At 68.9% G+C, this 22,991-nt stretch carries 18 protein-coding genes; 5 read left to right on the top strand and 13 right to left on the bottom strand.

The genetic code is table 11. From position 1 onward, the window contains the following. The first annotated feature begins 110 nt into the window (after positions 1 to 110). Positions 111 to 458: a cupredoxin domain-containing protein gene (locus tag K2Z83_RS07230; RefSeq protein WP_220594503.1), complete on the top strand. Its 348-nt coding sequence runs from the start codon at positions 111 to 113 to the stop codon at positions 456 to 458. A 1-nt stretch (position 459) separates the two neighbouring features. Here K2Z83_RS07230 and K2Z83_RS07225 read toward each other — a convergent pair whose 3' ends face one another. The 7 genes from K2Z83_RS07225 to K2Z83_RS07195 all read right to left on the bottom strand — a co-directional run bounded on the left by K2Z83_RS07225 (position 460) and on the right by K2Z83_RS07195 (position 9,722). Then, on the bottom strand, positions 460 to 1,554 hold the full coding sequence (locus K2Z83_RS07225) for a calcium/sodium antiporter (RefSeq protein ID WP_220594502.1): 1,095 nt from the start codon (positions 1,552 to 1,554) through the stop codon (positions 460 to 462). A gap of 279 nt (positions 1,555 to 1,833) precedes the next feature. Continuing rightward, a complete protein-coding gene (locus K2Z83_RS07220; RefSeq protein WP_220594501.1) occupies positions 1,834 to 2,673 on the bottom strand; it encodes a carbohydrate ABC transporter permease in 840 nt (279 codons plus the stop codon). An 11-nt stretch (positions 2,674 to 2,684) separates the two neighbouring features. Next, positions 2,685 to 3,629, bottom strand: a complete 945-nt coding sequence (locus K2Z83_RS07215; protein WP_220594500.1) for a carbohydrate ABC transporter permease — start codon at positions 3,627 to 3,629, stop codon at positions 2,685 to 2,687. A gap of 133 nt (positions 3,630 to 3,762) precedes the next feature. Then, the gene (locus K2Z83_RS07210; protein ID WP_220594499.1) at positions 3,763 to 5,097 is read right to left on the bottom strand and encodes a sugar ABC transporter substrate-binding protein; all 1,335 of its coding nucleotides are present in this window, start codon (positions 5,095 to 5,097) and stop codon (positions 3,763 to 3,765) included. A 167-nt stretch (positions 5,098 to 5,264) separates the two neighbouring features. Next, entirely contained in the window at positions 5,265 to 6,281 is a 1,017-nt protein-coding gene (locus K2Z83_RS07205; protein WP_220594498.1) for a LacI family DNA-binding transcriptional regulator, read from the bottom strand. A gap of 253 nt (positions 6,282 to 6,534) precedes the next feature. Further along, positions 6,535 to 7,338, bottom strand: a complete 804-nt coding sequence (locus tag K2Z83_RS07200; RefSeq protein WP_220594497.1) for a DUF11 domain-containing protein — start codon at positions 7,336 to 7,338, stop codon at positions 6,535 to 6,537. 113 nt (positions 7,339 to 7,451) lie between these two features. After that, the gene (locus K2Z83_RS07195) at positions 7,452 to 9,722 is read right to left on the bottom strand and encodes a DUF11 domain-containing protein (RefSeq protein WP_220594496.1); all 2,271 of its coding nucleotides are present in this window, start codon (positions 9,720 to 9,722) and stop codon (positions 7,452 to 7,454) included. A gap of 455 nt (positions 9,723 to 10,177) precedes the next feature. On the opposite strand from K2Z83_RS07195, the gene K2Z83_RS07190 reads away from it, so the two are divergent. Then, entirely contained in the window at positions 10,178 to 11,617 is a 1,440-nt protein-coding gene (locus K2Z83_RS07190) for a S41 family peptidase (protein ID WP_255603498.1), read from the top strand. Positions 11,618 to 11,642: 25 nt separating this feature from the next. On the opposite strand, the gene K2Z83_RS07185 is transcribed toward K2Z83_RS07190, so the two are convergent. Further along, positions 11,643 to 12,767, bottom strand: a complete 1,125-nt coding sequence (locus K2Z83_RS07185; RefSeq protein ID WP_220594495.1) for a hypothetical protein — start codon at positions 12,765 to 12,767, stop codon at positions 11,643 to 11,645. Positions 12,768 to 12,868: 101 nt separating this feature from the next. Between K2Z83_RS07185 and K2Z83_RS07180 the strand changes: the two genes are divergently transcribed. Then, entirely contained in the window at positions 12,869 to 13,354 is a 486-nt protein-coding gene (locus tag K2Z83_RS07180; protein ID WP_220594494.1) for an MOSC domain-containing protein, read from the top strand. A gap of 290 nt (positions 13,355 to 13,644) precedes the next feature. Here K2Z83_RS07180 and K2Z83_RS07175 read toward each other — a convergent pair whose 3' ends face one another. Together K2Z83_RS07175 and K2Z83_RS07170 are read right to left on the bottom strand one after the other, a co-directional pair. Next, positions 13,645 to 14,175, bottom strand: a complete 531-nt coding sequence (locus K2Z83_RS07175) for a hypothetical protein (RefSeq protein ID WP_220594493.1) — start codon at positions 14,173 to 14,175, stop codon at positions 13,645 to 13,647. Positions 14,176 to 14,233: 58 nt separating this feature from the next. After that, positions 14,234 to 14,956, bottom strand: a complete 723-nt coding sequence (locus K2Z83_RS07170) for a class I SAM-dependent methyltransferase (protein ID WP_220594492.1) — start codon at positions 14,954 to 14,956, stop codon at positions 14,234 to 14,236. 140 nt (positions 14,957 to 15,096) lie between these two features. Between K2Z83_RS07170 and K2Z83_RS07165 the strand changes: the two genes are divergently transcribed. Beyond that, positions 15,097 to 16,047, top strand: a complete 951-nt coding sequence (locus tag K2Z83_RS07165) for a DUF4938 domain-containing protein (protein ID WP_220594491.1) — start codon at positions 15,097 to 15,099, stop codon at positions 16,045 to 16,047. 28 nt (positions 16,048 to 16,075) lie between these two features. Here K2Z83_RS07165 and K2Z83_RS07160 read toward each other — a convergent pair whose 3' ends face one another. Next, entirely contained in the window at positions 16,076 to 19,987 is a 3,912-nt protein-coding gene (locus K2Z83_RS07160) for a magnesium chelatase subunit H (protein ID WP_220594490.1), read from the bottom strand. A gap of 347 nt (positions 19,988 to 20,334) precedes the next feature. Between K2Z83_RS07160 and K2Z83_RS07155 the strand changes: the two genes are divergently transcribed. Then, positions 20,335 to 21,405: a histone deacetylase family protein gene (locus tag K2Z83_RS07155; protein WP_220594489.1), complete on the top strand. Its 1,071-nt coding sequence runs from the start codon at positions 20,335 to 20,337 to the stop codon at positions 21,403 to 21,405. 50 nt (positions 21,406 to 21,455) lie between these two features. Here the strand turns inward: K2Z83_RS07155 and K2Z83_RS07150 are convergent, their stop codons facing one another. Continuing rightward, the gene (locus K2Z83_RS07150) at positions 21,456 to 22,202 is read right to left on the bottom strand and encodes a CPBP family intramembrane glutamic endopeptidase (protein ID WP_220594488.1); all 747 of its coding nucleotides are present in this window, start codon (positions 22,200 to 22,202) and stop codon (positions 21,456 to 21,458) included. 84 nt (positions 22,203 to 22,286) lie between these two features. After that, on the bottom strand, positions 22,287 to 22,892 hold the full coding sequence (gene leuD / locus K2Z83_RS07145) for a 3-isopropylmalate dehydratase small subunit (protein ID WP_220594487.1): 606 nt from the start codon (positions 22,890 to 22,892) through the stop codon (positions 22,287 to 22,289). Positions 22,893 to 22,991 lie beyond the last annotated feature (99 nt).

Genomic DNA, 22,991 nt, shown 5'->3' with positions numbered 1-22,991 from the left:
AGAGATATGTGATTTGTCGGGGCGCAGCAGCGCCGCGCTGCTGCGCCCTTACAGCCCATTGTACCTGAATTCCCAAAGGCCCTCGTTATCTCATTGTGTATGGAGAGCGCATGCGTCGGCTACTGCCCGCCCTTCTGTTCACCCTCACGGTCATCCTCAGCGGCTGCGGCGCGCCGCTGCCCGAGACTCATATCACCGTCGTGGCCACCGAGATGCAGTTCACCCCCGACAAGGTCGAGGCCCACGTGGGCGACCAGGTCTTCCTGACGTTGAGCAACAAGGGCAAGCTGGCCCACAACCTCGTCATCCTGCTGCCCTCGGGCGACCGGTCGATCGCCGCCACCGACGGCGTGGACGCGGTGATGATCTTCCCGGCACGCACGGCGGGCACCTTCCGCTTCTACTGCTCGGTGCCCGGCCACGAGGCCATGCAGGGCGAGATCACGATCCTGCCCTGATTCAGATGGCTTCGCGCTGCGCTCGGCGCTGGACAAATGCCCGCGCGCCGAGCAGGGCGAGGGTGATCGCGGTCAGCGGCAGGACAAACAGCTGCATGGCCGCGCTGAAAGCCGGCAGGGCGTCGTGGTTGGCCGCTGACAGCATCAGGTAGGCCGTGTAGGCCGCATAGTAGGCGAGGAACAGGCCGCCCTCCCAGCGGGCGATGCGGTAGCCGGTGAAAAAGATCGGCAGACAGGCCAGCAGCACCGCGATCATCACCGGGATGTCGAAGGCCATAGCCGCCGGGGAAACCGTCACGCCATCGGGAGCGATCACGGCGGTTAGCCCGAGGATGCCCAGGATGTTGAACAGGTTGCTGCCCACCACATTGCCCACGGCGATATCGCGCTCGCCGCGCAGGGCGGCCACCAGCGAGGCGGCCACCTCGGGCAGCGAGGTGCCGGCGGCGATGATCGTCAGCCCGATGATCAGCTCGCTCAGGCCGAGGGCGCGGGCCATGGCCACAGCCCCGTCCACGAGCCAGCCCGAGCCGACCACCAGCAGCACCAGGCCGCCAGCCACCAGGCCCAGGTTCATGGCCAGCTGGCCGCCCCCGGTCGGTCGGCCCTCCTGCTGCGCCGGCGCCTCGGCCGAGGCCGCGCCCTCACGCAGCCCCTGGCGCACCTGGAAGACGATGTAGGCCAGCAGCAGCCCGAACATCATCAGGCCATCGAGCCGGCCCACCCGCCCATCAAGGGCCAGCAGGGCCATCAGCAGGCCCGCCCCGATCATCAGCGGCACATCGGTGCGCACCAGCTGGCGCTGCACCACCAGCGGCACGATCAGCGCCGAGACGCCCAGGATGAACAGCACGTTGAAGATGTTGCTGCCCACCACGTTGCCCACGGCGATGTCGGCCTGGCCGGAGAGCGCCGACTGGGCGCTCACCGCGAACTCGGGGGCGCTGGTGCCGAAGGCCACCACCGTCAGGCCGATCACCAGCGGCGGGATCCCTGCCGCCCCAGCGAGGCGCGAGGCCCCGCGCACCAGCAGCTCGGCCCCGCCGATCAGCAGGCCCAGGCCGATCACAAAGAGCACCATCGTCAGCGCATCCACACGTTTGCTCCCTACTCCTGCCGGTGGCACACAAAAAGAGGCCACCAGGCACACCTATGCCATGGTGGTCTCGCCATAAGCGCAGATGCGCAGACGGGCCGCCGGGGTCTCCCCGAACTGACGACGGCCCGCTCGAAGCCGAGCGGCTACTCCCCAACCGCTATCGAGTATAGCCGCCGCGTGCCGTGCCGCGCTAGGGAAAATATTCCCACAACCGCCAGATCTCAGCGGAGAGGCTGTAGCAATTCAACATTCAACATTCAGCATTCAGCATTCGCCCTACCTCCCGGCCAGGCCCGCCGTGGCGATTCCCTCGATAAAGTAGCGCTGGGCCAGCAGGAAGATCAGCAGCGTCGGCAGGATGGCTAGGGTCGAGCCGGCCATGATCAGGTCGACGCGGACGGCGTAGAGCGCCTGGAGGTCCACCAGCCCCTGGGTGATCACCTTCTTGCTCGGGCTGCTGATGATGATCAGCGGCCAGAGGAAGCTGTTCCATGCGTAGAGGAAGCCGAAGGTGGCCAGGGTCGCCATGGCCGGGCGGGCCAGGGGCAGGAAGATGCGGAAGAGCACGCCCCAGCGGCTGGCCCCGTCCATCAGCGCGGCCTCCTCCAGGTCCTTCGGGATGCTCATGAAGAACTGGCGTAGCAGGAAGGTGCCGTAGGCGGTGAAGAGCCAGGGCACGATCAGCGCGGTGAGCTGGTCGACCCAGCCGAAGAGCAGCATGATCCGGTACATCGGCACGATCAGCACGGCGAAGGGCACCATCAGCGTGCCCAGGTAGGCCCCGAAGAGCAGGTCGCGGCCGGGGAATTCTAGGCGGGCGAAGGCGTAGCCGGCCAGCACCGAGGTGATCACCCAGCCCAGCACCACCAGCGCGGTCACGATCACCGTGTTCACCAGCTGGGTGCCCAGCGGCACGATGTTCACCACCTCGATATAGTTGCCGAGCTGGAGCACCGAGGGGAAGAGCTGCGGCGGCACCTGCACCACCTCAGAGGAGGTCTTCAGCGATGAGGCGACCATATAGATAAACGGGAAGACCATGATCAGGCCGCTGAAGCTCAGGAACAGGTAGGCCAGCGCCTTCTCCCACGGCCGCTGCAAGACTTGACCGACCATGATGGCACCCCCTATTCGTAGTTCACCCAGCGGTCGGAGACGCGGAACTGCACGAAGCTAATGGCCATAATGATCAGGAACAAGATCCAGGCCAGGGCCGAGGCGTAGCCCATGCGCGTGTTCAGGAAAGCCTCGCGGTAGAGCAGGGGCACCACCGTCAGCATCGAGTCGGCCGGGCCGACCGTGTTGCCGCGGGTCAGGCCGAGGGCCACCGGAACGTCGAAGATCTGCAGGCAGTTGATCAGAGTCGTCACCAGCACGAAGAAGGTGGTCGGCGAGAGGATGGGCAGGGTGATGTTGAGGAACTGCCGCCAGCGGCTGGCCCCGTCCAGGCTGGCCGCCTCGTAGAGCTGGCGCGGCACGCCCTGCAGGCCGGCCAGGAAGATCACCATGTTGTAGCCCACCGTCTTCCAGGTGAAGATCAAGATCACGCTGGCCAGCCCCCACTCGGGGCGGGTCAGCCAGGGGATGGGCTCGAAGCCGAGCAAATGGATCGCGTAGTTGACGAAGCCGAAGTCGAGGTTGAGCAGGTAGCGCCAGAGCAGGCTGACGCCGACCACCGAGGCCACCACCGGGATGAAGAAGAGCACGCGGAAGAAGGATCGTCCGATAATCTTCTCGTTGAGCAGGATGGCGACGATCAGCGCCGGGACGGTGGAGAGGATGAGCGTGAACAGCGAGAACACGAAGGTGTTGCGCAGGGCGATCCAGAAGGTGGCGTCGCTGAGCGCCTTCAGATAGTTCTCGAACCCGATGATCTTCGTGTCGCCAAAGAGCCGCGCGTTCGTGAAGCTCAGATAGAGCGAGATGCCGAGCGGGATGGCGAAGAAGATCGCCACGCCGATGATCGTCGGCAGGAGCATGCTGTAGGCGTCGAGCGTCTCGCGGAGCTGCTTGCTGCTGCGGCGGCTCCGCACCGAGCCTGAGGCAACCGTTGCCTGTGCCTGTTTACTCATCAAGGCCTCCCTTGTCGCCTGCCGGCGGGGCTGGGGCGGCGACGCCGCCCCATGATCTGTTGTGTGGACATGGGCGGCGCAGCCGCCCATGTCCACACAATGCCGGTTTGGGGCTGCGCCCCAACGGACACCCTTACTTCGTGAAGGTGTCGGCCGTCTGCTCGCAGGCCTGATTTCCGAACTCCTCGGGGGTGATCTGCCCGGCGATCATCTGGTCCCAGAGGCTCTGCACCTTGCCGCTGAAGTCGCCCCAGTTGCCGTCCCAGACCGGGGCCTCAAGGGCGGCGTAGGAGATGCCGTCCAGGTAGGCCTGGTTGTTGGCCGGCGGGGTGGCGCCGAGGAAGGCGTTGACGGCGGCGGCGTCCTTGCGCGGAGGCACGTTGGTGCCCAGGGCGGCGACCTTGCCGGTGGCCTCGGCGCTGGTCAGCACCTTGAGGACCTCCCAGGTCGCGTCGGGGTTGGCGGTCTTGGCGTTCACCAGGTAGGGGCCCCAGAAGAGCCATGTGCTCTCGACCTTGCCCTTCGGCATCGGGGCCACGTCCCAGTTAAACTTGGCGTTGGTGCGCACGCCGGGGGCGAACCAGCGGCCGTTGAAGTACATGCCCACGTTGCCGGCGCTGAACAGAGCCTCGCCGTCGGCGTCGCCGGCCGGCAGCAGCTTCTCGTTGTACAGGTTCTGCGCGTAGGCCGCGCCGGCGATCGCCTCGGGCGTGTTCAGGCCGCAGCCCTTGCGGTCCGGGGTCAGCGGGCTGCCGCCCTCGACGTTGACAAAGTAGCCCCAGCCCGGGCCCCACCAGTTGCCGAAGCCGAGGCCGTACTGCTGCTTGGCCGGGTCGGTCAGCTTCTTGGCGGTGTCGAGCAGGGTGTCGAGGTTCCAGTTGCCCGCCGCAGCCAGCTCCTTGGGGGTCTGCAGGCCGGCGGCCTTGAACATATCCTCGTTGTAGTAGACCACCATCGTCGAGATGTCGCGCGGCAGGCCGTAGATCTTGCCGTCGCGGGTCAGCTCGCCGATCACGTTGTCGTAGAAGTCGCCGATCTTGAAGCTGCTGTCCTTGTCCATCAGCGGCTTGAGGTCGAGAATCTGGCCGGTGTTGACGAAGTCGGCCAGGTTCGCGCCGCCGATCCAGAAGATGTCGGGGGCGTTGCCGGCGGCCAGCTCGGTCTGGATCTTGGTGAAGTAGTCACCGTTGTTGGGGGCCGGGTCGTAGGTGACGGAGATGCCCTTGTCCTTGAGCTGATCGTTGGCGAGGGTGTTCAGCTCCTCGTAGACCTTCTGCTCGGCGGCGTCGCCGGGGCGAGTGCGCCAGCGGACGGTGGCGGCGGCGGGGGCGGCCGGGGCGGTGGTGGCGGCGGGGGCGGCCGGGGCGGCGGCGCCGCCCTGGGGGGTGGTCGAGGCGCCACAGGCGGCCAGCATCGTGGCGATGATCATCAGCAGGCTGAAGATCGTCAGGGATCGCTTCCAGTACATCGTTGTTCCTTTCTAAATCTGTCCGTTGATACACCACCTTGCGGTGGGGTGTGGGGGCGGCTCCGCCGCCCCACGGTATTTTTTGTCAGGCTTGGGTGGCTTCGCCACCCAAGCCTGACAAAAGCAGGGTTTGGGGCGCAGCCCCAGAACATGTCATCGCACCTCCTTCATAGGTCGCGCGGCTGGCCCGTGCTGCCGCGGACGATCAGGTCGGTGGGCAGCGCCGCGGGCGGCGCCAGGGGCGCGCCGTCGAGCAGCTGAAAGAGGGCGCTGGCGGCGGCCGTGCCGAGGGCGAAGCCGGGCTGGCTCACGGTGGTCAGGGCCGGCGTGAGCAGCGTCGCCAGGGAGATATCGTCGAAGCCGACGACGGACAGGTCGTCGGGGACGCGCAGGCCGTGGTCGGCGGCCGCGCGGATGAGGCCGAGGGCCATGCGGTCGTTCAGGGCGAAGATCGCGGTCGGCGGCGAGCCGCCCTCAAGCAGGGCGCGCCCGGCGTGGCCGCCGCTCTCGATCGAGAAGTCGCCCAGGGCCATCAGATCCTGGTCGAGGGCGACCCCGGCCTCGGACAGGGCGTCGCGGATGCCGCGCTCGCGCTCCTCGATCGCGAAGGGCCGCCAGACGCTGCTGATCACGCCGATGCGCCGGTGCCCCAGGCGGAGCAGGTGGCGCGTGGCCTGGAGCGCGCCGCCGTAGTCGTCGGCGTGGACGGCGGGGGTGGCGCTCTGCTGGGCGTAGCCCACCACGACCCAGGGCGAGCTCTCGGCGGCCAGGGCCGCGGCGAAGGGCTGCACGTCATTCGTCTCGACGATGATCGCGCCGTCGATCATGTCGCTGCGCAGCATCCGCACACAGGCGCTCGCCGCATCCACCGCCTCGCGGGCCGTCGAGAGCAGCAGGTTGTAGTCGTGCTCGTTGGCCACCGCCTCGATCCCGCGCATCAGCTCGAGCAGGTGCGGGTCGAGGAAGAGCTGGTCGGAGGTGTAGGGGATGATCAGGCCCAGGATCGACGAGCGCTTCCGGCTGAGCCCGCGCGCCCGCTGGCTCGGCACGAAGCCCGTCTCGGCGATCACCCGCTCGACCCGCGCCCGCGTCTCTGCGCTCACGTAGGGCCGGTTGTTCACCACCTTCGAGACGGTGGCCGGCGAGACCTGGGCGATCCGAGCGATGTCGTCGATTGTTGGCATGAGTTGTGGCCGATAGTTGGGGCTCGATTGCGCCAATTATCACAAAAACTGTAAAGGGTTTCTGTGTGGGCAGGCGCGTGCGCAGACGGCGGGCATAACGCGAAGAACTTTTATGGAGTGCCTCATAGAAAGGCACCATAAAAGCCCGAAACGACATGTGCGCAGCACACCTGCGCGCCTCTTCACTGAGCGTATAGGTCGATAGTAAAACGGTTTCCGGAAGTATACACCGCCCAAAAAGAATTGTCAACCATCAGTAGGAGCGAGGGTTGAGGCCGACACCGAGGGCCAGCAGCATGAGCAGGGATGCCCCGCCATCGGGGTTGCCGGTGTTGGGCAGGCTCGCCGGCGGGGGCGCATCGACGGTCAGCGAGACTGAGCTGCTGTTGTTGCCCGGGTCGTCCGTGGCGCTGTCGGAGATGATCGTGGCGACATTGCTATTGTTTGGCGGGGCGGCTGAGGCCACCACCCGCGCGGTGATCGTGACCGTCACAACCTCGCCTGGGGCCAGGTCGCCAATATCAACCCGGATAGTCGCCCCGCTTACGGTGACGGTGCCTCGGGTGGCGCTGACTCCATCGAGGGCGAGGAAGCTGGGCAGCGTGTCCTCAACGACCACGTTGCTCGCTGGTGCGTTGCCCAAGTTTGTCGCGGTGAGGGTGAATTCGACGGTGTCGCCGACCTGCGCGGCGCTAACACTCACCGACTTGGTGATCGCCGGATCAGCGATCTGTATGACGGGCGTCATCGTCGCCTCCGGGGTGCTGGTCGGCACAGGCGTGTTCGTGGGGTTGCTTCCGCCGCCGCCGCCGCTAGGGACGGGGGTGCTGGTCGCGGTTGGCGGGGAGGGAGGGCTGGTCTCCGTTGGCGGGATGGGGGTGCTGGTCGCGGCGATGATCGGTGTCGCGGTGCGCGTCGCAGGCTCAACAGACGCGGTCTCTGTGACGAGCATGCTGGGAGCGGCTCCCACAGGGCCGGCGAGCGCCATCAACAGCGCGGTGAGCATGAATGCGAGGCCGGTGACAAACAGGGCCACCCGCGAAAACGCGATGTTCATTATCTCTGCTCCTTCGCAACTCATCAGTCCGTATGACAGGCCTCATCACCCCAGCGCGGACGGAGACGAACGTGATATGTTCTGGAATAGTACCATACTCAACCGTGATCTTATTAGCGTATGGCGAGCGGCAGATAGACCTGGTAGCCCCCGGCATCCGCCGCCGTTGCCGGTCTCGCGACCGGGCCGTAGCGCGATGCTGCCCCGCCGCTCTCGCGCTCTACCAGCCAGTAGTAATACGTCTCGTCGGGCGATGCGGAGCTGTCGGCGTAGCGGTAGCTCGCCCCGCCCCCGCCGACCCCCTGGGCCGGTATGATCGGCCCTAGTCGCACGGCGCCTGCCTGATCAGCTGTGGCGGCGCGCAGGATCTCGAAGCCGACCGTGCGAATCTCGCTGCCGGTGGACCAGAGCACCGTCACTGCGTGCTTATCTGTCACGACGCGAAAGTCGGTGAGCGTGATCGCCGTTGGTGGGCCGCCCCCAGGCGATCCTCCCGCCGGAACATCGGTGGGGTCATCCGGCTCGGGCGTGCTCGGATCGTCGCTTGGGGTGTCGGGCACGTTATCGCCGCGCACGACCGCCTGGTTGGCGATCGTGGTTGTGCCCGCCAGGAGCGTGTTGTTGACCCGTGCGGTGAAGCTGACCTGGGCGCTGTCGCCGGGCGCGATCATGCCGATCTGCGCCTCAACATAGCGGTCGCCCAGGCTATTCCCGTGAAGCACCAGCCCCCCCGCTGGGTCGATGGCGACGGTGCCGATCACCAGCGTGGTGTTTGCGTCTGGCGCGTCGCGCAGCAGGACGCCCGTCGCCGTCGTCGGTCCGGTGTTCGTGATGCTGATCGTGTACGCGATCTCGTCAGCCGGGTCGGCCTTCCCGTCGCCATTGTTATCCCGCGATAGGCTCGCAGTCTTATCGACTACGATGGAGGGCAGGGGGGCCGCAGCGGGGATCAGGTCAAGATCCTCGGCGCGCTCCGTTGGGCGGGGGTTCCCCAGGAGATCGGTGTAGTCCATCGTCGCCACGTTGAGCACCTGACCGCTCGCGCCCGGCTGCACCTCGGCGACGACCTCCACCTCGCCCGATGCGCCGGCGAACACCGGGTCGTCGAGGGTGAAGGTCACATCCTGGCCGCTATTTGCGCAGCTCCCGGACAGGCCCGGCGTCATCAGCCGGCAGCTGAGAAACCCGAGGCTCAGGGGAAGCGTGTCGGTGATCATCACGTCGAAGGCGGCGCCCGGAACCTGCTTTGTGGTGGGGGAGTTGTTGCTAAAGCGGATCGTGTAGGTAAGCACATCGCCGGCAGACACCAGGGTGCGCTGGTTATCTTTACTGATCGCCATATCGGGCTCGGGCACTGGCTCGAGGAAGCTCGGCACGCCTGTCTGCCCCTCCTGGTTGAATTGGTTGTCGTCCTTCACGCAGGTCACCAGTCGCCACCAGCCGGGCTCGGGGTTGAGCACCACGTCGCCAGTGCCGCGGCTCGTCTGCGTGCCGCCGTTCCAGACCGAGGAGCCCGATACGGTCCCCGCAATGCTCCCGGGCGCTGGATTCCCCTGGAGGTCGAGCGTCGCGCTTGGCGGGTAGTAGGTGACCCGCTCATTATTGTCGAGGTCGAAGTTATGGAAGCTTACATCGGGCAAATTGGGGCGCACATACTGGTAGTTCAGCAGGCACTCAACCTGGCCGAGCTCGTTGTGCTGGTAGGTCGTCTGCTCGATGCTGATCGCGAGCTCATCGCCGGTGCCGGCGCTGCCGTCGGGGTTGTCGTAGTTCGCCGGCATGGCGTTGTTCGGGTCGCTGTCATTGTCGTGGCCGACGCGCAGGCGCCAGCCGTTCTGGTCGTCGCCGAGAGTCTCGGCGCGCAGCAGATAGGTGCCGCATGCCACCGGGGCGGGCAGCGTGTAGAAGCGCACCCACTGCTCGGCCTGGCCTGTCACCGGGGTAAAGGGGAGCTGGATGAGGCTGCCTGGGGCGCCTGGCCCAGGCGTGCTCAGCCCGCCGTATGGCGTATGCTGATCATAGAGCTCGAAGACGGTATCGCTGAGCGTGGCTCCCCCGACCTCGTCGATACGAGGCGGCGGGGCGAAGGTGTTGATCTCCGGGCTGAACAGGTCGATGTGTACATCGAGCGTGGATGGCCAGCGGCATGGGATCTCTATGCCGAGGTAGTGGTACCCTCCGCCAAATCCGTTCTGGTCGCTGCTGTACCAGTCCCCAAGGCCGATATCTGCGCTGGCGCCGTTGGTCTGGATGAAGATCGGCAAGCTTACGGGTGGTAGCTCAGCCGCCTTGGAGGCGGGGGTGGGCATGGCGGCGACAAGTATCAGCGTAACCGAGAGAAATACGAGTGCATGAGCGTAGCACAGGGAAGAAATGGATTTCATACTACTGACCTCCGGAGCAGGCGAGTGGGCAAAAAAACCGGCTGCCGATCAATCGACAGCCGGTTGCACCACTCGCTCTGCGTGTCTCTGGTGCCCAGTTTCGCCAGCGCACAGCCCAGGCGAAGCGAGATCACGCTTCATTGCATCTGATATTTATAAGTTAGAGCGCTTGTCCGAAAAGGACGCGCATTATACCACAGTACAAACGTAGGCCGATAGTATATTAGGGGGTATGATCAGGGCATGTGCAACGTCCTGCGCGCCCCCCTGGCTGGCGACTGACGTCGCGCCGGCATGGCGCGCTGCGCCGGGCGTCGGCGCAGGCCGACGCCGGATCCGCCCACGAAGGTGGGCGGTCGGCCGCAGGCCCCCGCGACGCGGCTTCAGCCGCCAGCGACGTTGCCCATGCCCTGCCAACCCCCAACACCCAGCCCCCATGGTATGATACCTATACTATGAACCGCCTCACACGCGCCGCAGCCCTCGCCCTGGCCGCCCTCGCCCTCGTGGCCTGCGGGCTCTCGTCGCGCGCGGTCGCCGTGCACACGGCGATGCCTGTGCCCAGCGCGACGGCGGCCGCCGTGCCCACGATGCCCCCCGTGCCCACCGTCGCCGCGCCCACGGAGCTCGCCCAGGCGCCCACGTCCACCGCCGCGCGGCCCTCGACGGCGCGGCCCACCCGCCCGCCCACGCCCGCGCCCACCATCGCCCCCCTCGACCCGACGCCCACCCTGGCCCCCCTGGCCGCCGATGAGCGCGAGCGGATCTTCCAGGATATCTGGCAGACGGTGCGCGATAACTACCTCTACGAGGACTACCGGGGGGTGGACTGGGAGGCGACGCGCGAGGAGTACGCGCCGCTGGTCGCGGCGGCCACGACGCCCGACGCGTTCTACGGCCTCATGCGCCAGATGATCGACCTCCTGGGCGACGACCACTCGCGCTTCGAGTCGCCCCAGGAGGTGGCAGAGCAGCAGGCCGAGTTCGCGGGCAAGCTGCGCTACGGCGGCATCGGCGCCGAGATCCGCGATGTGGAGGAGGGCGGCATGGTCAGCAGCGTGGTGCCCGGCGGCCCGGCCGAGCGCGCCGGGATCAGGCCGCGCGATCTGCTCACCTCGATCAACGGGGTCGCCTACCTCGACAGCGCGGCCTTCGGCCCCAGCGGCCCGATCGGCGAGGTGCGCGGCCAGCCCGGCACCGGCGTGCGCCTCGGCATCATCTCGCCCGGCCAGGCCGAGCGCGTCGTCATCGTCATCCGCGAGGTGATCGACCTCGACGCCTTTAACCGGGTCACCGCCCAGCGCCTCGACGGCGGCACGATCGGCCTCGTCACCATCCCCAGCTTCTATGTCGAATCGGTCGACGCCCACGTGCGCGAGGCCGTGGAGGGGCTGCTGGCCGCTGGCCCGCTGGAGGGGCTGCTGATCGATGTGCGCTCCAACTCGGGCGGCTACGTCCACCTGATGGCCAACACGATCGCGCTCTTCCATGACGGCGGCTCGATCGGCAGCACCAGCGGGCGAAACGAGAGCGACGATCAGCGCATCCCCGCGGGCAGGACGATCCCAGGCATGGGCGGCGTGCCGATCGCCGTGCTCACCGGCCCCGAGACGGTCAGCGCCGCCGAGATGTTCGCCGCCGGCATGCAGGTGCTCGGCCGGGCCAAGGTGGCCGGCCTGCCCAGCGCCGGCAACACCGAGAACCTCTACGCCTACGACTTCGAGGACGGGTCGCGCATCCTGCTGGCGGTGGTGGCCTACCGGCTCCCCGACGGCACCCTGATCGAGGGCCGCGGCGTCATCCCCGACCGCACCGTCGACGCGGAGTGGTGGCGCTACCCCCCCGATGCGGACCCGCAGATCATCGCCGCCATCCAGGCGATCCGCGCGCCGTAGGGACGCAGCGTGCTGCGTCCGCCCCTCACCTCCACAGGAGCAGGGCCAGCGGCGCCACCACCAGCACGCCGATGAACGCCCCCAGGGCCCGCCGGTCGCCCAGGATGCGCTCCTGGAGCCGCAGCAGCCCGCGCTCGAAGGGCGCGTAGGCCGCCAGCAGCACCAGCAGCGAGAGCGCCGCCACGCTCACCATCTCCACCAGCACGATCGTGAAGGCCGCCGGCCCGCCCACCAGCAGCGCCGCCACCAGCGTGTCGATGAAGGTCGTGATGTTCGCGCCCATGATGTAGGGCACCACCCGCTCGCGCCGCAGCAGCCCGCGCGCCGCCAGCGGCACCAGCACCGAGATCGACACCGAGACCGAGAGGGTCAGCCCGGTGACGACGGCGCCCAGGGCGAACATGGCCAGCGGCCGCCGCGAGATCTTGTCCAGGTGCTGAAACAGCCCGTGGCCGCCGCTCATCGAGGGCAGCGCCCGGTCGAGCAGGTTGAAGGCCAGCAGCAGCGCGGCGACCCCCACCAGCAGCAGGCCCCAGGGTGGCAGCCGCGCCGCCAGCAGCCCCACCAGCGGGTCGATCAGCCAGTCGAGCAGCGAGGCCAGCGGCGCCGAGGCGCTCACCTGCAGCTCGCCCAGCAGGCCGCTGCCCAGCAGCCACGAGCCGATCGCCAGGGCCGGCAGGTAGATCGCCGCCGTCGTGATCATCGCCAGCACGCCCACCGCCAGCCCGTCGGTGTTCTGGCGCACCCGCGCCGCGTAGACCGCGCCGGTGATCAGCACGATCAGTGCCGCCCCCAGCCGCGAGCCGGTGATCATGGTGAAGGTCTGTAGCGCGTCGAGCGTGCCCGCCGCAAAGAGCGAGACGGCCACCGCCGCCACCGGCGACCCGCTCAGGAAGAGGTAGGCCAGCAGCCAGCCCAGGCCCAGCGAGGCGACCGGGCCGCCGACGCGCAGGAAGCCGACCACCTCGCGCCCGTAGCCGCCGGCGCCCTTCTTGAGCAGCTCCAGGGCCACGATAAAGAGCAGCAGCCCGAGGATCAGGGCCGCGGCCCGGCCCAGCGCCGCGCGGGCGCCCCCCTCGGGAGGCATCACCGGAAGCGCCTCGGCAACGTCGGGGTCGGCGGACGGGGGTGGGCGATCAACATCGATCAACCTGGCCTCCTTTCAGACATCGCTGTCGGGCCGGTTGCGCATAGGTGCGCGCACCATTATACTGGCCCCGCCAATGAGAGAGCAAGAGAGGAGCGCAGCCGATGAGCGCAGCGAGTGCCCTCGGGCGAGTCGTCCAGGTGAACGTGAACCCGCGCGGCGGCGTGCCCAAGCGCCCCGTGCCCGCCGCCGAGCTGACGGCGCAGGGGGTGGCCGGCGACATGCAGCGCGACCGGGAGCACCACGGCGGGCCGACCCGCGCCGTCTCGCTCTTCGCCCAGGAGCGCATCGCGGCCCTGCGCGCCGAGGGCCACCCGATCACGCCCGGCAGCGCCGGCGAGAACCTGACCGTGGCCGGGATCGACTGGGACGCGGTGCGGGTGGGGGACACCCTCCGGGTCGGCGACTGGGTGGAGCTCGAGGTCACCGGCTACGCCGCGCCGTGCAGCACGATCGCCGAGTCCTTCATCGATGGGGAGTTCACGCGCATATCGCAGAAGCTGCGCCCCGGCTGGAGCCGGCTCTACGCCAGCGTGGTCAGCCCCGGCGAGGTGCGCCCCGGCGACCCGGTCGAGCTGCGGCACAGATAAATGGCAATACCGCACGTATATGGGATAGCCGCCCCCGGCATAGGTAGGGCCGAAGCATGCGCACCGGAGGAATCTGCGTGTCGCACATGCGTGGGGTGCGCATGCTTCGGCCCTACGGTGCCCCCGGCGGGGTGGGATAGCCGCCCCCGGCATAGGTAGGGCCGAAGCATGCGCACCGGAGGAATCTGCGTGTCGCACATGCGTGGGGTGCGCATGCTTCGGCCCTACGGTGCCCCCGGCGGGGATGGGTCGCCCCGGCGGGCGATGCGCCACAGCGTCCCTTCTCTATGTTATCGAGGCGTGAGCCGCATGCCGGCCTGCCCCGAGGGCTCAGGCTGGCGCAGCCGCTCCTCGGCGAGCGCGGCCAGCTCGGGCAGCACCAGGCCGGGGATGTAGAGCCCGCCGGCGCGGATGCGCTGAAACCGGATGTTGGGCTCGGCCATCAGCCCCTTGCAGGCGTCGCCGGTGAGCCAGCGCAGCAGCGTGTCGAACTGCTCGGGCCGCATCGCCTGCTCCGCGCCGGTCAGCAGGGTCAGGGCGATGCCGCGCAGCTCCGAGCCCTCCTCGGGGCCGAGCGCCGCCGGCGGGATGGCCACGATCGCCGCGACCGCCGCGTCGGGCTGCACCAGCACCCGGACAAAGTTCTCGCCCGGAAGCGGCCCGCTGGCGTCAAAGCCCACCACCCGGCCGGCCATCGCGCCCGCGCGCGTGCGCCACACCGAGTCGCGGATCTCCACGCGCATGCCCACATCGAAGGGCTGGTTCTCATACCATGCCGCATTCATCCCGGCCCGCTCCCAGGGCATCTGCTGGTCGCTCATCGCTCGCTCCTTGGGTTGTCTGGGGTTTTGCCAGATTATAGCACGCGTTGTCATATACTCACGCCACAGATCCGGCGGCGACGAGCAGCACCGCCAGCGGCTCCGGCTCGGCCTCGGCCTCGGCCGCCGCGCAGGCGGCCAGATCGGCGGGCGCGAGCAGGCCGTCCAGACGCGCCGCCAGCCAATCCCACCCGGCCAGGGGCAGCGCCGCGCCGGCCAGCCCGCGGCCGGGCGGGTCGAGCAGGTAGGCCCGCAGATAGACCCCGGCGAAGCCCGCCGCGAGCAGGGACTCGGCCAGATGATCGCCCAGGCCATCGGCCGGCGGCGGCGGGGCGCGCTCGGCCCAGGCGGCGACAAGCCCGGCGGGCCAGGGTCGCGGGCGCGCCCAGAGCTGCGCCGCCGACGCCACCACCAGCGTGCCCCCCGGGCCCAGCACGCGCCGCGCCTCGGACAGGGCCAGATCGGGGCTGCCGAACAGGTCAAGGGCGGCCACACACCAGCCGAGCCCGGCGCATCGGTCCGCCATTGGCAGATCGCGGGCGTCGCCGACAACCCACGCGCCGGGGCGCAGCCGCGCCGCCTCCGCGAGCGCCGCCCGGTCGATATCGACGCCGACCAGCAGCCCGCCGGGGGCCAGGCGCTCGGCCAGCCAGCCGGCCTTCAGGCCCGGCCCGCAGCCGATATCCACGGCCAGCCGCGCCCCCGGCGGGCTCGCCAGGGCCAGGGCCGCCCGCAGCAGCGCGGCGTGGGGCGCGTGGAGATCATCGAGGAGGTGTCGCATACTCTCTGTAAGGGCGCAGCGAGCGCCGCTATGATCGATTACCATACCAGTGAAGTGACACGCTTGTGTAAGGGCGCAGCAGCGCGGCGCTGCTGCGCCCCGACGGGCACCACCAACTCATCATGACCACAGGGAACGTCATGCCCACACCAATCACCATCGCCCAGCTCCGGGCCTACCGCGGCCCCAACATCCACGGCCCGCTGCCGGGCGCGCTGCTGCGCATCACCTCCGCCGCCGACCGGGCGCGCCGCCTGCGCGCGGCCGTCCGCGACGGCGCACAGGCCATCGGCCTGGTGATCGCCTACCTGGAGGCCGAGTCCCGCCCGCTGGGCGACGGCTTCCTGCTTGAGGCCCGCTTCAGCACCGACGAGCCGGAGATCGGCGCCGAGCTCTGCCGCTACATTGTAGCCGGGATGCGCGCCGAGGCCGCGGGCGACGAGGAGTGGGACCGCGACGGGCCGCTCTACGCGCTCCAGGCCCGCCGCCGGCGCGAGGCGCTGCCCGTGCCCGCCCTCCAGCTGCTCGCCGAGGCCCGCCGGCGCGGCCTGCCCGCCATGCGCCTGCCCGACGGCCGCCTCCAGATCGGCTACGGCGCGCGCGGCTGGGCCTACGACCCGCGCTCCGATACGGCGCCCGCGCCGCCCTGGGGGCGGCTCGGCGCCATCCCGGTCACGCTGATCACCGGCGACGCCCTGCGCGCCGCGGCGGTGGCGCTGGCGGCCGCCGCGATCGCCGCCGCCGGCGTCGCCGCGCGCGCCGAGGACGGGCTGGGCTTCGACGCCGCCCGCAGCCTGCTCGCCGACCCCGCCGTCGAGGCCGCCGTGATCGGCCTCGACACCGACAGCCTCCTGCTCCACGGGCTGCCTGTCGACCGCTGCGACCAGGCCGAGATCTGCGACATGGGCGGGCCGCGCCCCGGCTCCGCCGCCGACGACGAAGAGTGGCTGCGCGCCCTCGGCCTGCCCATGCTCCTCGCGCCCGGCCCCGTCCGGCTCAACCTCGCCGACCAGCGCCTGAGCGCGCTCATCCCCTACGCGCCCAACGGCGTCATCGGAGAAGGCTCAGGGGAGGGCGAAGCCCTCCCCTGAGCCTCCGGTAACTCCCAGGCCCGCGCGCTTAGGACGTCACGCCCTCCAGCTTATCCTCCAGGTCGGCGTAGATCTCGCGCAGCTGCTCCAGGGTGGCCTCGTCGGCGTCCCAGAAGCCGCGGCTGTTGGCCTCCAGCAGGCGGCGGGCCACGCCGGCGGCGGCGTGCGGGTTGAGCGCGGCCAGCCGCTCGCGCATGGCCTCGTCGAGCAGGTAGGTCTCGGCGACGCCCTGGTAGACCCAGCCCTCCACGGCGCCGGATGTGGCGCTCCAGCCGTAGGTGTTGCTGACGCGCACCTCGATCTCGTGGGCGCCCTCGTAGCCGTGGGCGAGCATGCCCTCGAACCACTTCGGGTTGAGCAGCTTGGCCCGGCTATCCAGGCGCACCATCTGCTCCAGCGAGCGCACCCGCCCGCCGCCAGGCCCGCTGAAGGCCTCCACCTCGGCCATCATCACCGTCGGGCGGGTGCCGCGCAGCTTCTCCACGCTCTTCGTCACCCCGCCCAGGTACTCGTAGTAGTGGTCCACGTCGCTGATGCCGACCTCGACGCTGTCTACGTTCTGGAAGGTGGCCTGGACGGTGCCCAGCGCCTGCTCCAGGATGGGCCGGGCGGCCTGCCACTCGCCGCGCTTGTCCATCGCGAAGCCCTTGCGGGTCATGAACACGTCGCCGATCTGGGAGTCGTCCTCCCAGGAGCCGCTCTCGACCATGTTGTTGACGTTGGCCCCGTAGGTGCCCGGCGCGTTGGAGAAGACCCGGCAGGCGGCCTCGTCGATGCTCACGCCCAGCTCGGCGGCCTGGGCCAAGGTGTGCTTGCGCACGAAGTTCATCGCCTCGGGCTCATCGGCGGCGGCGGCCATACGCACGGCCTTATCGATCAGCTGGGCCTGCATAGCCATCAGGTCGCGGAAGATGCCGCTGACGGTGGCCACCACATCGACGCGCGGGCGGCCCAGCTCCTCCAGCGGGATGAGCGCCACATCGGCCACCTTGCCCAGCTCGTCGCTGATCGCGCGGGCGCCCAGCAGGGACAGGGCCTGGGCCACGCCCTCGCCCTCGGTCTTAATGTTATCGGTGCCCCACAGGATGAGCGCCACCGTCTCGGGGATCTGGCCCTGCTCCTTCGTCAGGCGGGCCAGCAGATCGTCCACCACCCGTGCGCCGCTGACCTGGGCCGCCGCCGACGGGATGCGGTAGGGGTCGAGCCCGTGGATGTTGCGCCCGGTGGGCACGACGGCCGGGTTGCGCACCACATCGTTGCCGGGCGAGGGCGGGGTGTAGCCGCCCGAGAGGGCGTTCAGCAGCCCCGAGGTCTCGTGGTCAACCGTCAGCTTGCCGCGCAGGTCGCCCAGCAGGCGCCAGGTCGCGGCCAACGAGTCGGGCGGCACCTGCGCCGTCTCGTACAGGTAGAGGTTGGTGGAGGCGATTGCAGATTGCAGATTGTAGATTGCAGATTGGTCTGTCTGCAAATCTGCAATCTGCAATCTGCAATCTGCAATAAACCTGCGGATGGCCTCCTTGCAGATCGTATCAACCTGGCGGTAGCGGTCCTGGGCCACCGGGTCGCGGCTGAGGCCGGCGCCCAGCTCGGCGTAGGAGAAGCCCAGGCCGGCGGCGACCCGCTCGGGCAGGGTGGGCGCGCCCGGGTCGGGCCGCTGGAAGGCCGCCACCAGGGCCAGGGTGTCCACCAGCTCCTCGGTCGAGGGTGCCCGCCCCAGCACGTGCAGGCCGATCGGGATGAGCCGCTGCTCGACCTGGAGCAGCTCGTGGCTGAGCGCGGCGATGTAGCTGTCCATTGCAGATTGCAGATTGTAGATTTCAGATTGTTCGGTCTGCAATCTGCAATCTGCAATCTGCAATCGCTCGGCCTGCACCTGGATATCCTCAAGCAGCTCTGGCGACGGCTTCGCCCGATACATATCGATGCTGTCCTTGAGGACGCGCAGGCCCTTGTAGAGCCCGGCCTGCTGCACCGGCGGCACCAGGTAGCTGACCAGGGTGGCCGCGCCGCGGCGGCGGGCGATCGTGCCCTCGCTGGGGTTGTTCACGCAGTAGTAGTAGATGTTGGGCAGGCCGCCGAGCAGGCGGGGCGGCCAGCACTGCGGGCCGAGGCCGGCCTGCTTGCCGGGCATGAACTCCAGCGCGCCGTGGGTGCCCATGTGCACCACCGCGTCCGCGCCAAAGACCTTATCGATCCAGGTGTAGAAGGCGGCGAAGCCGTGGTGCGGCGCGGCGTCCTTGGCCATCAGCATGCGCATCGGGTCGCGCTCGTAGCCGAAGGTCGGCTGCACGCCCACAAAGACGTTGCCCAGCCGGCGGCCGAGGATCTGGAAGCGCCGGCCGTCGCTCAGCAGCTCGCCGGGGGCCGCGCCCCAGAAGGGCTCGATGTCCACATAGTCGGGGAAGAGCTTGCGGTAGTCGTCGAGCGAGAGGAAGGCGCCCACGGCGGCGTCGGTGCCGTGGACGAGCGGCGCGCTGGACGGGTCGCCCTTGCCCTCGACCAGCATCTGGCGCAGCTCGTCGGCGCTGGCCGGCAGGTCGATCTGGTAGCCGGCCGCGCGCATCTGCGAGAGCAGTTCGTAGGTGCTGGCGAACACGTCCAGGTAGGCGGCGGTGCCGATGCTGCCCAGGTTCGGCGGGTAGTTGAAGAGCACCAGGGCCACCTTCTTCTCGGCGTTGGCCTTGCGCCCCAGGGCGATCCGGCGGGCCACCCGCTCGGCGAAACGGTCGACCTGAGCCTGCACCGGCACGGCCACGCCCGAGTCGCTCGACGGCCCGCCGTAGACCAGCGGCTCGGCCGCGCCCTCCAGCTCGGCCAGGGCCACGTTCATAGCGATGTGCATCGGGTTCAGGCCGCGATCGTCGGCCAGCCAGCTATCGACGCTCTGGAAGACCAGCGGGATAGTCTGGAGGAAGGGGAGGTTCAGCGCCTCCATGGCCGCGCGGGCCTCGTCGGGCTTGCTCTGGGCCATGCCGCCCACCAGGGCGAAGCCCGAGGTGGTGGCGATCAGGTCGATCGTCGGCTCGGCCCGCCCGCCGGCGGGCTGGGTGAAGAAGGCCTCGATCGCCGGGCGGCCATCGAGGCCGGCGGTGTAGACCAGGCGGGCCTCGACGCCGCGCTTCTCCAGGGCGTGGATGAGGCCGGCCAGGTGGCGCACATTGTCGCCGAGGACGATCACGCGCAGCGAGAGCAGCCCGGCCACGCCCTTATCCAGCTTGAGCCGGCGGCCCTTCTGCCACTTCTGGTAGCTCTTCATGTCGGTGAAGGGCTTGGGCGCGTCCGGGTGCCAGATCGCCACATCCGGGAAGATCTCGGGGTCCTCGACCGGCAGCTTGCCCTTGTAGCCCGGCACGTAGCGCTCGATCAGCATGCAGAGCATGCGCTCCATGTTCTTGGGCGTGTTGTGGACCCAGAACTGGTGGGCCGACACGTAGGTGTGCAGGTCGCGGAAGCGGCCCGGCAGAAACTTGAGGATCTTGGTCAGCCCCTTGACCAGGTTCATCTGGCGCGAGACCTCGCCGTGGCCGTGCTTGGGCTTCAGCGACTGGAGGATGCTGCTGATGCCCCCCTTCTCCTTCTCCTTCTCCTTCTCTTTGTCCTTATCCTTACCATCGCTGATCATGCCCAGGTTGAACTTGCCCAGGTGGGTGAGCCGGATGAGCGCCGGGTTGCTGATGATGATGCAGACCGGGCAGCTCACCTTCGCCAGCTGCTCCACCAGGGGCCGCACGATCGCCTCGCCAAAGATCATCCCGCCGAAGATAAAGTCGGCCCGCGCCAGGTCCTCCTCAAGCCGCCCGCGCATGGCCGGGTCGCTCAGCTCCGAGGTCATGTAGACGCCGACCGACACGTCGATCCCATGCTCGCGCGTGATCGCGGCGGCCGCGTCGCGCAGGGCGGTGGTGTAGTTATCCTGCGTGGTCACAAAGACAAAGCGCATCTCGCGTCTCCTTAGGCCAGTCCAGAGGCGAATAGTCTAATCTGAGTATTTGCTGCTCCCATAATCCTAGCGCGAGATCCGCATGACATATGTGAAGGTTTCGTTATTATACGTCGCCGTTAGATAACCGGGCGTCACCGGCGTAGGGTGTCCGCCCGCCGCCGGTGACGCCGCCCGCACCAAGGTAGGGCCGAAGCATTCGCCCCTGTCTCCTCCCGCCCGCGCGATGCATCCGAGGCGAATGCTTCGGCCCTACGGGAATGCCGGTGACGCATGCACCCCGCACTCCCCGCCGGCAATTGCGACCCCATCCAACCACCGATATAATGCACCCAAGAGGAGATCTTATGCAGATCATCGACAGCCCGCAGCACACGCGGCACGACCCGCCCTTCGAGATCCTGGACGGCGAGCGCACACCCTACTTCGAGGCGCCGCGCCGCGCCGCGATCATCGCCGGGGCGCTGGCGGCCGCCGGCTTCCCCGCGCCCACCGCGCCGCGCGAGTTTGGCCTCGGGCCGCTGCTGGCCGTGCATCGCCAGGATTATGTCGAGTATCTGGAGCGCGCCCACGGTCGCTGGGTGGCGGCGGGGCTCTCGCCGGACGGGGTGATGCCCTGCACGCTGCCGCTGGGCGGCATGGCCGGGCGCTCCACGGCGCCCACCGCCGAGGCCGGGCGCTACTGCTTCGACCTGAGCGCGCCGATCGTGGCCGGCACCTACGCCGCCGCCCGCTGCGCCGCCGACGCCGCCCTGACGGGGGCAGAGGTATTGCTGGCTGGCACGCGGGCGGCCTACGCCCTCTGCCGGCCGCCCGGCCACCACGCCATGCCCGCCCTGGCCGGCGGCTACTGCTACCTGAACAACGCCGCCATCGCCGCCCACCACCTGGCCGCCGCCGCGCAGCCGCCCGACGCCGAGGTCGACCGGCGGCCCTGGGCCATGGCCCCCCCCAGCGTGGCCGTCCTCGACATCGACTACCACCACGGCAACGGCACCCAGGCCATCTTCTACGAGCGCAGCGACGTCCTCTTCGCCTCCATCCACGCCGACCCCGACCGCGAGTACCCCTACTTCCTGGGCTTCGCCGACGAGCGCGGCGCCGGCCCCGGCGAGGGCTACAACCTGAACATCCCGCTGGAGGCTGGGGTGGACGACGCACGCTACCTGGCCGCCCTGGAGCAGGCGCTGGAGGCGATCGCCGCCTACAGCCCGCGCTACCTGGTCGTCTCCGTCGGGCTCGACACCTTCGCCGAGGACCCGCTCGGCGACTTCGCCCTGACCTCGGCGGCCTACCCGGCCATCGGCGCGCGGATCGCCCAGCTCGGCCTGCCCACCCTCTTCGTGCAGGAGGGCGGCTACGCGGTGGAGGCATTGGGGAATAATGTGGTGGAGTTATTGCGGGGGTACGAATCGTAGGGCCGAAGCATTTGGCCAAGGCGCAAGCGCCTTGGCCAAATGCTTCGGCCCTACTTGATGGCCCCCATATTCAGCACCGCGTAGATCGCCAGCATGGCCAGGCTGTTCTGCATGGCGTGGTAGAGCATGCCCGGCCAGACCGAGCCGCTGCGCTCGCGCAGGAAGGCCAGGCAGAGGCCGACGATGAAGAGGCCGGGCATGAGCACGGGGATGGCGTGGACAGCCGAGAAGATCGCGGCGTTGGCCACGACCGCCAGGGGCGCCGCGAGCCGCCGGCGCAGCAGCGGGTAGAGCATCCCGCGGAAGAACAGCTCCTCGACGAAGGGCACCAGCACCGCGATCAGCAGCAGGCCCGCCCCGAGCTCGCCCAGGCTCATCGCCTTGCCCCCGCTGATCGCCTCGACCTGCGGGTTCTCGAACGACCCGGCCACCCGCGTGATCAGCAGGTTCACCGAGAGCAGCGCGCTCAGCCCGACCACGAAGATCAGCGGCACCAGGGCGAAGTTGAGCCAGCTGGTGCCGCGCAGACCCAGGGCGGCCCAGCCCGCCCGCCGCGCCCCGAATAGGTACATGCCGAGCAGCAGGGCCAGGTAGAGCCCCACCCCGGCCACGTAGGCCACCGGCGAGAGCAGCCCGCCGCCGGGCTGCAGGCCCAGCGCGGCCGCCACGAAGCGCGCCAGGATGATCACCGCCGCGCTGCCGGCCACAAACACCAGCAGGGCCAGGCCCAGATCGCGCCAGCCGAAGCCCGGCCCATCGGCGGGCGCGGCCGGCGGCGCGATGATCTCTTCTTCCATGCGTATACCAATTCTGCTATTCATAATAAAGACGCGGCGCGAAATCGCGCCGCGTCTTTATTATACCCTCAGTGCCTCAGTGCCTCAGCCCCTCAGTGACGCCACCGGGTTCGTCGCCTCAAACGCGGCGATGTCCGCCTCCTGCTGCTGGATGAAGCCGAGCTGGTCCACCCCGTTGAGCAGGCAGTGCTTGCTGAAGCCGTCGATCGGGAAGCCCACCTGCTGGCCGCCCGGCAGCGTCACCGTCTGGGCGGCAAGGTCCACCGTCAGCGTCGTCTGCGGGTCCTCCTCGCAGAGGCTGACCAGCTGGTAGTAGGTGTCCTCGTCCACGACGATCGGCAGCAGGCCGATCTTCAGCGAGTTGCTCTTAAAGATGTCGGCGAAGGAGGGCGAGATCACGGCCTGGAAGCCGTAGGCCTGCAGCGCCCAGGGCGCGTGCTCGCGCGAGCTGCCCGAGCCGAAGTTCTTCCCGGCCACCAGCACCGTCGCCCCCGCCGACTCCGGCCGGTTCAGCACAAAGTCCGGGTTCGGCGTGCCGTCGGCGTTGTAGCGCCAGGTCTCGAACAGGCCGTCGCCGAGGCCCTCTTTAGTCGTAACTTTTAAGAAGCGCGCCGGGATGATCTGGTCCGTGTCGATGTTCTCCGCCGGGATGGCGACCACCTTGCCGGCAAAGGTATTGATCGGGTCCATAAGTATTCCTCGTTGGGGCGCAGCAGCAGGAATGCGGCTGTGCCTACAGCACAGCCGCATTCCTGCTGCTGCGCCCTTACGCTGGTATGCTCTAGCCAA

This window comes from Oscillochloris sp. ZM17-4, assembly GCF_019599295.1.
Taxonomy (GTDB): Bacteria; Chloroflexota; Chloroflexia; order Chloroflexales; family Chloroflexaceae; genus Oscillochloris.
Note: the sequence above shows the minus strand (reverse complement) of the source record. Positions and strands in the feature narration are given on the sequence as shown.

What these genes read in the sequence shown, in the direction of transcription:
- K2Z83_RS07230 (WP_220594503.1), top strand. Translation starts at nt 111, where the DNA reads ATGCGTCGGCTACTGCCCGCCCTTCTGTTCACCCTCACGGTCATCCTC.
- K2Z83_RS07220 (WP_220594501.1), bottom strand. Translation starts at nt 2,673, where the DNA reads ATGGTCGGTCAAGTCTTGCAGCGGCCGTGGGAGAAGGCGCTGGCCTAC.
- K2Z83_RS07215 (WP_220594500.1), bottom strand. Translation starts at nt 3,629, where the DNA reads ATGAGTAAACAGGCACAGGCAACGGTTGCCTCAGGCTCGGTGCGGAGC.
- K2Z83_RS07210 (WP_220594499.1), bottom strand. Translation starts at nt 5,097, where the DNA reads ATGTACTGGAAGCGATCCCTGACGATCTTCAGCCTGCTGATGATCATC.
- K2Z83_RS07205 (WP_220594498.1), bottom strand. Translation starts at nt 6,281, where the DNA reads ATGCCAACAATCGACGACATCGCTCGGATCGCCCAGGTCTCGCCGGCC.
- K2Z83_RS07200 (WP_220594497.1), bottom strand. Translation starts at nt 7,338, where the DNA reads ATGAACATCGCGTTTTCGCGGGTGGCCCTGTTTGTCACCGGCCTCGCA.
- K2Z83_RS07195 (WP_220594496.1), bottom strand. Translation starts at nt 9,722, where the DNA reads ATGAAATCCATTTCTTCCCTGTGCTACGCTCATGCACTCGTATTTCTC.
- K2Z83_RS07190 (WP_255603498.1), top strand. Translation starts at nt 10,178, where the DNA reads ATGAACCGCCTCACACGCGCCGCAGCCCTCGCCCTGGCCGCCCTCGCC.
- K2Z83_RS07180 (WP_220594494.1), top strand. Translation starts at nt 12,869, where the DNA reads ATGAGCGCAGCGAGTGCCCTCGGGCGAGTCGTCCAGGTGAACGTGAAC.
- K2Z83_RS07175 (WP_220594493.1), bottom strand. Translation starts at nt 14,175, where the DNA reads ATGAGCGACCAGCAGATGCCCTGGGAGCGGGCCGGGATGAATGCGGCA.
- K2Z83_RS07170 (WP_220594492.1), bottom strand. Translation starts at nt 14,956, where the DNA reads ATGCGACACCTCCTCGATGATCTCCACGCGCCCCACGCCGCGCTGCTG.
- K2Z83_RS07165 (WP_220594491.1), top strand. Translation starts at nt 15,097, where the DNA reads ATGCCCACACCAATCACCATCGCCCAGCTCCGGGCCTACCGCGGCCCC.
- K2Z83_RS07160 (WP_220594490.1), bottom strand. Translation starts at nt 19,987, where the DNA reads ATGCGCTTTGTCTTTGTGACCACGCAGGATAACTACACCACCGCCCTG.
- K2Z83_RS07155 (WP_220594489.1), top strand. Translation starts at nt 20,335, where the DNA reads ATGCAGATCATCGACAGCCCGCAGCACACGCGGCACGACCCGCCCTTC.
- K2Z83_RS07150 (WP_220594488.1), bottom strand. Translation starts at nt 22,202, where the DNA reads ATGGAAGAAGAGATCATCGCGCCGCCGGCCGCGCCCGCCGATGGGCCG.
- leuD (WP_220594487.1), bottom strand. Translation starts at nt 22,892, where the DNA reads ATGGACCCGATCAATACCTTTGCCGGCAAGGTGGTCGCCATCCCGGCG.